This is a genomic window from Actinosynnema sp. NPDC037264 (assembly GCF_055603705.1).
Genome location: NZ_JBVJVK010000087.1, coordinates 17866 through 31461, shown reverse-complemented (window position 1 = coordinate 31461; position 13596 = coordinate 17866). Strand labels below are relative to the sequence as shown.

At 72.6% G+C, this 13596-nt stretch carries 5 protein-coding genes and 1 pseudogene; 3 read left to right on the top strand and 3 right to left on the bottom strand.

What is annotated here, in order from left to right; translation table 11 throughout:
- Positions 1-312 precede the first annotated feature (312 nt).
- Positions 313-1743 (bottom strand): type VII secretion-associated serine protease mycosin, encoded by a 1431-nt coding sequence (gene mycP / locus ACZ7GX_RS42630; protein WP_498786047.1) that lies wholly within the window; start codon positions 1741-1743, stop codon positions 313-315.
- 7 nt (positions 1744-1750) lie between these two features.
- Positions 1751-3145 (bottom strand): type VII secretion integral membrane protein EccD, encoded by a 1395-nt coding sequence (gene eccD, locus ACZ7GX_RS42625; protein WP_498786045.1) that lies wholly within the window; start codon positions 3143-3145, stop codon positions 1751-1753.
- 307 nt (positions 3146-3452) lie between these two features.
- Between eccD and eccCa the strand changes: the two genes are divergently transcribed.
- The 3 genes and pseudogenes from eccCa to ACZ7GX_RS42610 all read left to right on the top strand — a co-directional run.
- The gene (gene eccCa, locus ACZ7GX_RS42620) at positions 3453-7457 is read left to right on the top strand and encodes a type VII secretion protein EccCa (protein ID WP_498786043.1); all 4005 of its coding nucleotides are present in this window, start codon (positions 3453-3455) and stop codon (positions 7455-7457) included.
- 235 nt (positions 7458-7692) lie between these two features.
- Positions 7693-10440: an AfsR/SARP family transcriptional regulator gene (locus ACZ7GX_RS42615; protein WP_498786041.1), complete on the top strand. Its 2748-nt coding sequence runs from the start codon at positions 7693-7695 to the stop codon at positions 10438-10440.
- Between the two features lie 159 nt (positions 10441-10599).
- Positions 10600-13410: pseudogene (locus ACZ7GX_RS42610) on the top strand (AfsR/SARP family transcriptional regulator); the annotation flags it as partial.
- Here the strand turns inward: ACZ7GX_RS42610 and ACZ7GX_RS42605 are convergent.
- Positions 13323-13532, bottom strand: coding sequence for a hypothetical protein (locus ACZ7GX_RS42605; protein WP_498786039.1), 210 nt, complete (start codon positions 13530-13532; stop codon positions 13323-13325). The pseudogene ACZ7GX_RS42610 and the gene ACZ7GX_RS42605 sit on opposite strands and share 88 nt — an antisense overlap.
- Positions 13533-13596 lie beyond the last annotated feature (64 nt).

The following is a 13596-nucleotide window of genomic DNA, read 5'->3' as shown; positions in this document are numbered from 1 at the left end:
GCCATCCAACGGCAGAGGACTGATTGCCACACCCCACCAACCCGGGCGTCCGGAACATCGTGTCCCGGACGATCAAGAGCTTATGGAGGACTGAGTCGAATCGCCGTGTTGGATGGCCGTTGCTCCGCAGACGGCGGCTCGGTCGCCTGGAAGTCGGTCATCCGCCGCTGATCCCGCGACAATCGAAAAGCGTGATTGCCGCGGGATGAGCAGCGGATGACCGACGCGACCTCGCGACGTGGCGTCACCACGAGGGAAGCGAAAGGGCCGCCCCGGAGGGCGGCCCTTGTCGTGTGTGGCCTAGATGGCGCCCTAGATGACAGAGCGTTTTGGTGGTGAGATCACGCGGCGGGCGCGGTTGCGGTTCACGGTGTGGACGATGAACATCGTCAGCAGGAGCAGGCCGACGCCCGCGCCCGTGCCCGACAGCGCCACGATCATGGGCGTGCTGCTCGGCGGGTTCAGCGGACCGAGGTCGGTCATCAGCTGCTCCGGGTTCACCGGCTTCGCGCCCGGCTGCTCGAACGGCAGCTCGGCGGTCAGCGCGGCCACCGGGTTGATCATCCCGTAGCCGATCTTGTGGTCACGGCCGTTCGGGTTGCCCGGGTGCTGGGCGGTCGCCTTGATGCGCTCCATCACCTGCTTCGCCTTCAGCTTCGGGAACCGCTCGCGCACCAGCGCGACCACGCCGGCCACGTACGGCGAGGCGAAGCTGGTGCCCTGGATCGCCACCGGCCGGCCGTTCTCGAAGTTGGCGTTGGTCAGGCCCTTGCCCGCCGGGTCGAGCGTCACGATGTTCTCGCCCGGCGCGGCCACGCTGATCCACGGGCCCCACACCGAGAACGGCGAGACACCGCCCTCGGCGTTCATCGACGCCACGGACAGCACGTTGTCGGCGTACCAGGGCGGCGACGCGACCACGTTGACGTTCTCCGTGGCCTGGCCGTCGTTCTGGGCCTGGCAGCCGCTCTTCGCGTCGATGTTGCCCGCGGCGGTCACGATGACGACGTCCTTGTCGTTCACCGCCCAGTCGATCGCGGCCTGGAGCTCGCGCTCCTGGTTGCTCGGCTCGGCCGGCGGCGCGCAGGCGGTCAGCGAGATGTTGATCACGCGCGCGCCCTGGTCCACGGCGGAGACGATGGCCTTCGCCAGGGTGCCGACCTTGCCCGCGGACGGTCGGTCGTCCAGGTTGGCCGGGTCGTCGTACTCGAAGCTGTTGCTGGTCTGCCGGAACGCCAGCACCGTCACCTCGGGCGCGGCGCCGACGAACCCGGTCTCGTCGTCCCGGCTCGCCGCCGCGACGCCCGCGACCTCGGTGCCGTGGCCGTCGCAGTCGTGGACACCGCGCTTCTCGGTCTCCACGTAGTCGCCGCCCTCCAGGACCCGGCCTTCCAGCCGCGGGTGGGCCTTGTTGACACCGGTGTCGATGATGGCGAGCTTGATGCCCTTGCCGGTGGCGAACCGGTGCGCCTCCTCCAGCCGCAGCTGCATCTGGCCCCACGGCTTGTTCGGGATGGGGCGGTCCTCGGTCCTGGAGGTGATGCAGCCCTGCTTGGGCTTGTAGTCGACGTCTTCCTTCGGCGGCTCGGGCTGGCGCAGGAACGACCGGTCCACCGGCGGCGGCTGCGAGTTCGGCCGGGCGTTCGGGGTCGACGTCGTCGACGCCGGCTGGGCGTACGCGCCGGGCGCGGTCAGCAGGGTCACGGCCGCCGCGGTGAGCGCGGCGATCTTGTGGATGCGCATCATCGCCTCACGCGGGGATGAGCTGGCGCATGGCCACGTAGAGGTCCATCACCGCCAGCGCCAGCGGCAGCACCGCGGCGATCAGGATGGCCTCGAGCACGTCGACCGTCCGGCGCAGCACCGGGGAGAACTTCTGGTTGGGGAAGATCACGCCGAGCACCAGCGCGCCCGCGCCGACCACCACGAGGGTGCCGAACACGTACAGCAGCCGGTCGCCGGGCGAGGACTGCACCAGCCACCCGAACAGCACGCCGGCGCCCGCGACCATGCCGCTGGCCAGCAGCGCCACCGCCTGCGCGCCGTTGGCGTAGGCACGCCCGCGCAGCAGCAGCACCAGCGTCACCACGATCGCCAGCAGCGGGCCCCAGATGGAGCCGTCGCCCGCCGCGATCACGGCGAACAGGGCGGCGACGCCGCCGCAGCCGATGATCATGCCGGTCAGGTACTCGTGCGCGTTGGCCGTGCGCCGCTCGATCACGGAGTACTCCGGGAAGCCGGTGTCCTCCTTGAGGTCCTCCGCGCTGCCCGGCACGGTCGGCAGCGGCAGCTTGGCCAGCTGGATCGTCAACCGGGGCAGCACGGACAGGGCGGCGAGCGAGACCGCCGCGGTGGCCGCCGCGATGCCGTGCACCGGGTGGTCGACGAAGATCCCGATGAGGAACGCGAGGCCGCTCAGCGCGCCGGCCGTGGCGGCGGCGATGAACACCGTGATGCCGCGGCCGATCAGCATGATCGAGGCCGAGGCGAAGATCAGCACCAGCACGCTGCCCAGCAGCAGGCTGGGCCGGCCGATCTCGCCGGGCACGATGTAGAGGCCCGCGACGAAGGCCATCGGCAGCCCGCCCGCCGCGGCGACCAGCACGCCCGTGCCGACGGCGTTGTAGGACCGCGCCACGACCGCGCCCGCGATGAGCGACGCGATGGCCACCACGCCCGCGCAGATCGCCGGCACGAGGTTGCCGCCGCCCGCGAGCGGGCCCGCCATCAGCACCGCGATCGCGGCCGTGATCAGCGCCAACGCGCCCGCGAGGTGGCCGTAGCGGCGTGCCGTGTCCTTGGTCCACGGCCGGAAGCTGTCCGGATCGGACTCCGCGATCGCGTCGACCACGTCGTCGTACAGCGGGGGCGGCGGGTTCTCGTTGCGCTTGCGCAGCTGCAGCAGCTCGCCGTCGACCACGCCGAGCGAGGCCAGCGTGCGGCTGGGGTCCAGTGGGCCCTCGCCCAGCTTGGCCAACGCCCAGCCGCCGTGCCGCACGCCACCGTCCGGAGTGGCCTCCTTGGCCATGTCCAGCAGCATCGGCAGCAGGTCGGCCACCGCGACGTCGGCGGGCAGCGCGACGTCGATACGCGTTCGCGGCGCAACCACCGTCACCCGGCTGAACACCGTCGTTCCGGTCGCCACCAGCGCCCCCTAAGTCCTGATGAGTGTGTGCTGTGGTCCGTCCCGACCCTATTGGTCCGGTCGGACGCGCTTCGGCCCGCCCCTGGAGAGGAGCGGACCCAGTATGGGGGCAGCGGGCCTCCGGGCTGGGCCGTTCCGCGCAACACGTCACAACACGTTGGCCGCGGATTTGCCCGACCCCCCGTCGTTCGGGGTTCCGATGCGCCATAGTGTCGTTGCGACTGTGGCGGGCCCACACGCCCCGATCGGGATTCGAGCGCAGTCGGGCTGATCGTTTACGGATCGACGCTGAAGAGGTGCCTGTTAGGTGAGCACGCTGCAGTTCAAGCGCACGGCACGCCTCGCTGCTCCCCGCCCACCCGGCGGTGAGGTCCACCTCGAACCGCCACCCGAGGTGCCGCGGGTCATCCCCGGCAACATCATGATGAAGGCGATGCCCGTCGTCATGATCATCTCGTCCGTCGGCATGATGGTGCTGATGTTCAGCTACAGCGGGCGCAGCCCCGCTGCGATGATCATGCCCGGCATGATGCTGGTCTCGACCATCGGCATGATGGCCGGCGGCATGGGCGGCGGCAAGGGCCAGAAGAAGGCCGAGATGAACGAGGACCGCAAGGACTACCTGCGGTACCTCGGCCAGATGCGCGACCGCGCCCGCGAGGCCGCCAACGAGCAGCGCGCCGAGCGCGAGTGGGTCCACCCGGACCCGCAGATGCTGTGGTCGCTGGCCACCACCCGGCGCATGTGGGAGCGCCGGCAGAACGACCCCGACTTCTGCCACCTGCGCGCGGGCCGCGGCTCGCAGCGGCTGGCCACGCGGCTCGTGCCGCCGCAGACCGGTCCCGTCGAGGAGCTGGAGCCGATCGCGACGCTGGCGCTGCGCCGGTTCGTGCGCGCCCACTCGCTGGTGCCCGACCTGCCGATCTCGATCGCGCTGCGCGGCTTCGCCGCCGTCGGCCTGCTCGGCGAGATCGAGGAGAAGCGCGGCCTGGCCCGCGCCCTGCTGGCCCAGATGGTCACCTTCCACTCGCCGGACGACCTGCTGGTCGCCGTCGTCACCACCGGCCGCACCAAGGCCGAGTGGGAGTGGATGAAGTGGCTGCCGCACGTGCAGCACCCGGCGATCGTCGACGGCATCGGGCAGATGCGGATGATGGCGGGCTCGCTGGCCGAGGTCGAGCAGATGCTGGACGAGCAGTTGCGCGACCGGCAGCGGTTCACCCGCAACGCGCCGCCGCCCGCCGACCAGCCGCACATCGTGATCCTGATCGACGACGGCGACGTCACCCGCGAAGAGCAGATCATCCTGGAAGAGGGCCTGGTCGGCGTCACGCTGTTCGACCTGTCCGAGTCGCTGGGCAACCTGACCGCCCGCCGCGGCCTGCGGCTGGTGATCGAGGACGGCAAGCTCGGCGCGCGCAGCGCCAGCGGTGTGGAGTGGTTCGGCGCGCCGGACTGGCTGAGCGTGGTCGAGGCCGAGGCGCTGGCCCGGCGGCTGTCGCCGTACCGGATCGGCGGCGTGGACGCGGGCGGCAGCGACGAGGACCCGCTGTCGATGAGCAACAACCCGCCGCTGCTGGAGTTCCTGGGCATCCCCGGCGACCCGATGACCTTCGACGTGCAGGCGGCGTGGCGGCCCCGGCCGGTGCGCGACCGCTACCGGGTGCCGTTCGGCATCGGCGAGTTCGGTCAGCAGGTCGAGCTGGACATCAAGGAAGCGGCGATGGAGGGCATGGGCCCGCACGGCCTGTGCATCGGCGCCACCGGTTCCGGCAAGTCCGAGTTCCTGCGCACGCTCGTGCTGGGCATGCTGGCGACGCACTCGTCGACCTCGCTCAACATGATCCTGGTCGACTTCAAGGGTGGCGCGACGTTCCTCGGCCTGGACAAGGCGCCGCACGTCGCCGCGACGATCACCAACCTGGCGGGCGACCTGACGCTGGTCGACCGCATGAAGGACGCGATCGCGGGCGAGGTGTCCCGTCGCCAGGAAGTGCTGGCCAAGGGCAACTACAAGAACGTGTGGGACTACGAGAAGGCGCGGGAGAACGGCGCCGACCTCGACCCGCTGCCGGCGTTGTTCATCTGCATCGACGAGTTCTCCGAGATGCTGACGGCGAAGCCGGACTTCATCGACATCTTCCTCCAGATCGGCCGCGTCGGCCGGTCGCTGCAGATGCACATGCTCCTGGCGTCGCAGCGGCTGGAGGAGGGCAAGCTGCGCGGCCTGGACACGTTCCTGTCCTACCGGATCGGTCTGAAGACGTTCTCCGCCGCCGAGTCGCGCGCCGCGATCGGCGTGCCGGACGCCTACGAGCTGCCGCCCATCCCGGGTTCGGGGTACCTGGGCGTGCAGGGCTCGCCGCTGACCCGGTTCAAGGCGCTGTACGTGTCCGGTCCGTACCGGCCCGCCGGGTTGCAGGTCGCGGGCCCGTCGGCGCCGGTGACCAGCGACAAGCGGCCGCGCTACTTCGTGCCGGACTACATCGAGATCCCCAAGGAGCCGGTCAAGCCGATCGAGCCGGTCAAGCAGGCGAAGAAGGAAGAGGACTCCAACGAGCCCTCGGAGCTCGAGGTCATCGTCGAGCGGCTGGTGGGCCAGGGCCCGCCGGCGCACGAGGTGTGGCTGCCGCCGTTGAACGAGCCGCCGTCGCTGGACACGCTGCTGCCGCCGTTGCAGGCGACCGAGGACCGCGGCCTGACCGCGCCCGGCTTCTTCTCCAACGGCAAGCTCCAGGTGCCGCTCGGCGTGGTCGACAAGCCGTTCGAGCAGCGGCGCGACCTGCTGTGGGCGGACTTCTCCGGCGCCGCGGGCCACGGCGCGATCGTCGGCGGTCCGCAGTCGGGCAAGTCGATGATGCTGCGGACGCTGATCACGTCCATGGCGTTGACGCACACCCCGCAGGAAGTGCAGTTCTACTGCCTCGACCTCGGTGGCGGCACGCTCGCGTCGCTGGAGAACCTGCCGCACGTCGGTGGGTTCGCCAGCCGGTTGGACGTGGACAAGGCGCGCCGGATGGTGGCCGAGCTGTCGGGCCTGATCACCGAGCGCGAGCAGCGGTTCCGCGCGCAGGGCATCGACTCGATGGTCGAGTTCCGCAACCGCAGGCGGCGCGGCGAGATCCGCGACGACGACTTCGGCGACGCGTTCCTGATCGTGGACGGCTGGATGAACTTCCGGCAGGAGTTCGAGGCGCTGGAGCCGATGGTCCAGGCGCTGGCCGCGCAGGGTCTGTCCTACGGCGTGCACGTGGTCGTGGCGGCGAACCGGTGGGCGGAGATCCGGCCCGCGATGAAGGACCTGCTCGGCACGCGGTTCGAGCTGCGCCTCGGTGACGTCAGCGAGTCCGAGGTGGACCGGAAGGTCGCGGTCAACGTGCCGCCGGGCCGTCCGGGTCGCGGTCTGTCGCCGCAGAAGCTGCACTTCCTGACCGCGCTGCCGCGCATCGACGCCTCGTCGGACGCGGAGAACGTGGCGGCGGGCGTGCAGGACATGATCGCCAAGGTGAGCGCCGCGTGGCGCGGCCAGCGCGCGCCGCAGGTCCGCCTGCTGCCCGACCTGCTGCCCTACCACGACTTCATGGCCCAGGTGCAGCAGCAGCGGCCGAACCGGGGCCACCTGGTGCCGATCGGCGTCAACGAGGACGAGCTGGCGCCGGTGTACCTGGACTTCGACGCCGACCCGCACTTCATGGCGCTGGCCGACGGCGAGGCGGGCAAGACCAACCTGCTGCGCACCATCGTGCGCGGCATCATGACCAGCTACACCTCGTCCGAGGCGCTGATCATGCTGGTCGACTACCGGCGCACCATGCTCGGCTACATCGAGACCGACCACCTGCTGTCCTACGCGGTGTCCTCGGCGCAGCTCACGGACATGATCAAGGACGTCCGCGGCTCGATGGCCAACCGCCTGCCCGGCCCGGACGTCACCCAGGAGCAGTTGAAGAACAGGTCCTGGTGGAAGGGCCCTGAGCTGTTCGTGGTCGTGGACGACTACGACCTCGTCGCGCCGCAGGGTTCGCAGAACCCGCTGCAGCCGCTGGCGGAGTTCATCCCGCAGGCGAAGGACGTGGGTCTGCACATCATCGCCGTGCGGCGCATGGGTGGCGCGTCGCGGGCGATGTACGACCCGATCCTGGGCAAGCTGAAGGAGATCTCGGCGCCGATCATGGTGGGTTCGGGCTCGAAGGAGGAAGGGGCGATCGTGGGCAACCTCAAGGCGTCGCCGCAGCCTCCCGGCCGGGGCACGCTGGTCACCCGCAAGCTGGGGCAGCAGCGCATCCAGCTGGCGTGGATCGACCCGGACTGAGTCGGGTCGCCGCTGCTCCGCGGACGGCGGCTCGACCGACGCGACCTCGCGACGCGAACGACGGGAAGGCCCCGCTCCGGCGGGGCCTTCCGCGTTCCCGGTGCTCCGGCCCCGCCCCTCCGGCCCGCCCGTAATTCGCCGGCCCGCCCTGGGACAGTGGTGGGAAGTTGACTCTGGGTATCCGGGGAGTGTCGGTGCGCTGCCTTATGCTGCGCCCCGCACTGGAGGGGGTGGCGTGGAGACTGAGTTCAAGGTGCTCGGGCCCCTCGAGGTCTGGCACGACGGCAGGCAGGTGGCGCTGCCGACGGGCAAGGCGCGGGTGCTGCTGGCCAGCCTGCTGCTGCGCGCGGGCAGCGTGGTGCCGACGGACCTCCTGGTCGACCGGCTCTGGGACGGCCGGTCGGTGAACCCGGGCCGCACCAGGGCGACGTTGCACATGGTGGTGACCCGGCTGCGCCAGTCGCTCGGCCCGGCAAACGTGGTCCGCACCGCCACCGGCGGGTATGCGGCGGAGGTGCCGCCGGGCGCGCTCGACCTGCACCGGTTCCGCGAGCTGGTCGACCGCGACCGGCTGGCAGAGGCGCTGGGCCTGTGGCGCGGCGCGCCGCTGTCGGACGTGCCGTCCGACGTCCTGCACGCCGAGGACGTCGCGCCGCTGCTGGAGGAACGCCTCGACGCGCTGGAACGGCGCCTCGACGTGGACCTGGCGGCGGGCAGGCCCGCGGAGGTGGTGCCCGAGCTGCGGTCGCTGACCCGTGAGCACCCGTTGCGCGAGCGGTTCTGGGGCCAGCTGATGGAAGCGCTTTCCCGATCGGACCGGCAGGCCGAGGCACTGGCCGCCTACCGGTCGGTGCGCGCGCTGCTGGCCGAGCAGCTCGGCGTCGACCCCGGCCCGCGCTTGCAGGAGCTGCACCAGCGGATCCTCACCGCCGCGCCGGTCGCCGCGCGCCCGGACGCCCGGGACACCCCGAGCACGCCGCGGCAGCTCCCGATCCACACCCGGTTCTTCGTCGGGCGCGACGGCGAGCTGGCCGCGCTGTGGGCGCTGCTCGACTCGGCCGGCGGCGCGGGCGGGGTGGTGATCGCGGCGATCAACGGCGCGGCCGGCGTGGGCAAGACGGCGTTGGCGCTGCACTGGGCGAGCCAGAGCGCGCACCGCTTCCCGGACGGCCAGCTCTACGTGAACCTGCGCGGTTTCGACCCGACGGGTGAGCCGGTGAGCCCGGACGAGGCGTTGCGCGGGTTCCTCGGCGCGTTGGGCGTGGCGCCGGAGCGGGTGCCGTCCGGGTTGGACGAGCAGGTCGGCCTGTACCGCAGCCTGCTGGCCGAGCGCCGGGTGCTGGTGGTGCTGGACAACGCGGCGGACAGCGAGCAGGTGCGACCGCTGCTGCCGAGCGGCCCGCGCTGCCTGGCCCTGGTGACCAGCCGCAACCAGCTCGACGGGCTGGTGGTGCGGGAGGGCGCGCAGCCGTTGCCGCTCGGCGTGCTGACCGACGATGAGGCGACCGCGCTGCTGGTGCGGCAGCTCGGCGCGCAGCGGGTCGGCGCGGAGCCGGCCGCGGTGCGCGAGCTGATCGGGCACTGCGCGGGGCTGCCGCTGGCGTTGTCGGTGGTCGCGGCACGTGCGGCGGCGCACCCGGACTTCGCGCTGCGGGCGTTGGCCGGCGAGCTGGCCGACGAGCGGACCAGGCTGGAGGCGCTCGACACCGGTGAGGCGACGACCAGCGTCAAGACGGTGTTCTCCTGGTCCTACGAGCGGTTGAGCCCGGCCGCGGCCCGGATGTTCCTGCTGCTGGGCGTGCACCCGGGGCCCGAGGTGTCGATCCCGGCGGCGGCCAGCCTGGCGGGCGTGCCGCTGCGCGCCGCCCGCCAGAACCTGGGCGAGCTGAGCAGGCTGCACCTGATCGCGGAGCCGGTGCCGGGCCGCTTCACGCTGCACGACCTGGTGCACGCGTTCGCGCGGGACCTGGTCGCGGTGCACGAGGACCAGGGCGGGCCGCGCGAAGCCCTGCGGCGGTTGCTCGACCACTACCTGCACACCGCGAACACGGCCGACCGGCTGCTGTACTCGCAGCGCGAGGAGGTGCCGATCGCCGAGCCCGCCCGCGGCGCGGTGGTCACGGAGCTGACCGAGCGGGCCGACGCGCTGGCCTGGTTCGGCCTGGAGCAGGCGTCGCTGTTCGCCGCGGTGGGGCACGCCGCGGCGCACGGTTTCGACACCCACGCCTGGCAGTTGGCGTGGACGACCACGGCGTTCGCCCGGCTGCGGGCGTTCTGGCACGAGCAGGCGCGGTGCCTGGAGATCGCGTTGGCCGCGGCACGGCGGCTGGGCGACCGGGTCGCGCTCGCCTCGACCAACCGGGCCCTCGGCCGGATCCTGATCACGCTGCGGCGGTTCGCCGAGTCGGCGTCCTACCTCACCGCCGCGCTCGACCTGGCGTGCGAGCTGGGCGACCGGCAGAGCCGGGCGCACATCCACCGGCACCTGGCCGGGCTGTACGAGGGCTGGAACATGCTGCACGAGGCCCTGCACCACGCGGAACGGGCGTTGGCGCTGTTCGAGGAGCTGGGCGACCGGGCGGGCACGGCCCGCGCGCTCAACGCCGTCGGCTGGGCCCGCGCGATGCTCGGCGAGGACCTGCACCGGGCGCTGGCCGACTGCGGTCGGGCGCTGGCGCTGTTCCGCGAGGTCAACGACGTGCTGGCGGAGGCGGCGACGTGGGACAGCCTCGGCTACGTCCACCACCGCCTGCACGACCTGGACGAGGCGGTCCGCTGCTACCGGGAGGCGCTGCCGCGGTACCGGGAGAGCGGTGACCGGTACGAGGAGGCCGCGACGCTGCAACGGCTCGGCGACACGCACGTGCTGGCGGGCGACCACGACGCCGCGCGCGAGGTGTGGCAGGCGGCGTTGGACATCCTGGACGAGCTCGGCCACGGCACGGCGGAGGCGTTGCGGGCGAAAGTGGCCGGCCTGCCGTGACCGGGTCCGCCGTCGTGGGGCCCGTCGGCCGCTCCGACACCGCGGGCTCCTCTGCGGGGAGAGCGGAGGAGCCCGCGGGCCCGGTCGTCACCGCGGCGCGGGCCGGGCAGGCGCGTCGTCCCTCGACGTGCACCTGCCACCGGGACCGGATCCCCCCTGGTGCGCACCTCCGGCCCCGCGCCCTCTGGGGGTCGCGGCGGTGAACGGCCTCAACTGTGCAAGAAGAGCCTCACAGTCCCCTCACTGCCGGCTCACCCAGCGCCGGTCGACAGCGGCCACCGAGTCGTCGGCGACCCGCCGGCAGTACGGCTACCGACCGGACGAGGCGCGCGAGCTGCTCTCCTGGCGGCGGTCGCGCCCGGTCACGAGGAGTTCGCGGCCCGTGCCGGAGTTTGTAAACTGGCCTCGGTCAAGGAGGGGTATGGCGGCTCGGTTCACGGTTCCAGGGCTCCCCGCGCCTTCGACCACCGTGCCCTCCGCACGTCGCGCGACCGGCCCCTCGCGCCCACCGGTCGTGGCGGGACAGCCGGCGTGACCGCGTCGCGGTTCAACGTCCTCGGTCCGATCGAGGTGTGGCACGGCGACGAGCCGGTGCCCATCCCCGCCGGCCGGGCCCGACTGCTGCTGGCGGTCCTGCTGCTGCGGGCCAACCAGCCGGTGACGGCCGACGAGCTGGTCGACCGGCTGTGGAACGGGGAGGCGCCCAACCCGGACCGCGCCAAGGCCACTTTGCAGATGGTGGTGCGGCGCCTGCGCCAAGCCCTCGGCGAGGCCAACGTGGTGCGCACGACCACCGGCGGCTACCTGGCGGAGCTGCCGCCGCACGCGCTGGACCTGCACGAGTTCCGCGACCTGGCCGCGCGGGGCCGGTTCACCGAGGCGCTGGAGCTGTGGCGCGGCACGCCGTTGTCCGACGTGTCGTCGGACTCGCTGCACCGGGACGAGGTCGAACCGCTGCTGGAGGAACGCCTCGGCGTCCTGGAGCGCCGCTTCGACGCCGAGCTGGCGGCCGGCCGCGGCGGCGGTCTCGTGGGCGAGTTGCGGTCGCTGACGAAGCAGCACCCGCTGCGCGAGCGGTTCGGGGCGCAGCTGATGGCCGCGTTGCGGGCGTCCGGCCGGCGTGCCGAGGCGTTGACCGCCTACGCGGAGATGAGGACCCTCCTCGCCGCCGAGCTGGGCGTCGAACCGGGACCGGAGCTGCGGGCGCTGCACGCGGCCCTGCTGACCGAGGACGACGGCGGCGCGCCTGCCGTCCGGCTGCGTGACCACCTGCCCCGCGATCTACCCGACTTCACCGGGCGGGCCGACGAGCTGGCGGCGGTCGAACGGATCGCCGAACGCGGACTGGTGTGCGCGGTGGACGGGATGGCCGGCGTGGGGAAGACCGCGTTCGCGGTGCACGCCGCGCACCTGCTGTCCGACCGGTACCCGGACGGCCGGTTCTACATCGACCTGCACGGCTACACCGAGGGCCGGGAGCCGCGCGAGCCGCTGGACGCGCTCGCCGTGCTGCTGTACTCGCTGGGCGTGCCGCGCGAGCGCGTGCCGGTCGGGCTGGACGAGCGGGTGGCGTTGTGGCGCTCGGAGATGGCCGGGCTGCGCGCCGTCGTCGTGCTGGACAACGCGTTCGACGCGCTCCAGGTCCGGCCGCTGCTGCCGTCGACGCCCGGCTGCCTGGTGATCGTGACCAGCAGGCGCAGGCTCGTCGGGCTGGACGGCAGTCACGCGCTGTCGCTGCCGGTGCTGCCCGGACCGGCCGCCGTCGACCTCTTCCGGCAGGTGGCGGGCCGCAGCACGCTCGACCCCGCCGCGCTGACCCGGCTGGTGGAGCTGTGCGGCCACCTCCCGCTGGCGATCCGGCTCGCCGCCGCCAGGCTGCACCACCGGGCCGCCTGGTCCGCGGAGTACCTGATCGACCGGATCCGGGACGAGCGGCGGCGGCTGCGCGAGTTCGCCGCGGACGACCGGGACGTCGCGTCCGCGTTCGCGGTGTCCTACCGGACGCTGGACGACGTGCAGCGGCGCGTGTTCCGGGCGCTGGGCCACCACGTCGGCGAGGACGTGGACCGCTACTCCGGCGCGGCGCTGTCGGGCCTGCCCGCGCAGGTGGTGGACGAGGTGCTCGGCGCGCTGGTCGAGGTGAACCTGGTCGAGGAACCGCGCCAGGGCCGGTTCCGCCTGCACGACCTGGTGCGCCAGTACGCGCAGGGCACCGCCGAGCCGGACGACGCCGCGGTCGTCCGGCTGCTCGACTACTACCTCGCGGTGGTGAAGGCGGGCGACGAGGCGCTCTACCCGCTCCGGCCGCGGCTGCCCGTGCGCACGACCGACGCCTCGCTGGAGCTGCCGGGGTTCGACACCGCGGGACCTGCCGTGGAGTGGTTCGAGGCGGAGCGCGAGAACCTCGCCGCCGCGGTGCGCCACGCCGCCCGCACCGGGCTCGACGATCACACCTGGCAGCTGCCGTACCTGCTGTGGGGCTTCTACTACCACGGCGGTCACGTCTCGGACTGGATCTCCACCCACGAGATCGCGCTCGACGCGACCGTGAGGCTGGGCGACGACCGGGCCCGGGCGCGCATCGTCAGCGGGCTGGCCGGCGGCTACTGGGCCAGCGGGCGCAGCGAGGAGGCGCTGACCCGGTTCCGGGAGGCGCACGCGCTGATGGAGGCGGGCGGCGAGCACGCGCCGGCGTCCGTGCTGCTGGGCAACATCTGCGCCTGCCTCGACCACCTCGGGCGGCACGAGGAAGCGCTGGAGGTCGGGGAGCGCGGCGTCCGGATCCAGCGGGAGCGGGGCTTCCTGCAGCACCTCTCGCTCACCTTGTGCAACACGGCGTCGTCGTTGATGAGGCTGGGCCGCTACGAGGAGTCGATCGAGCGCTACGGGGAGGCGATCGAGGCGTGCGCGGCGGTCGGCGACGAGCACACCGAGGCCGCCGCGCTCATGGAGGTCGCCCGGCCGTTGAGCGCGCTGGGCCGGGAGGACGAAGCGCTCGACAGCGCCATGCGCGCGTTGGCCGCCATGGAACGGCTGGCCGACGCCACCGCCGCGGCCGAGGCGGCGAACGTGGTGGCGGAGATCCACCGCAAGGAGGGCCGGCTGGACGAGGCGCTGGACTACTTCCGCCGCACGCTCGGCACCCTGGACCAGGCG

Coding starts and splice junctions, on each gene's coding strand:
- mycP (WP_498786047.1), bottom strand. CDS start 1,743: ATGCGCATCCACAAGATCGCCGCGCTCACCGCGGCGGCCGTGACCCTG.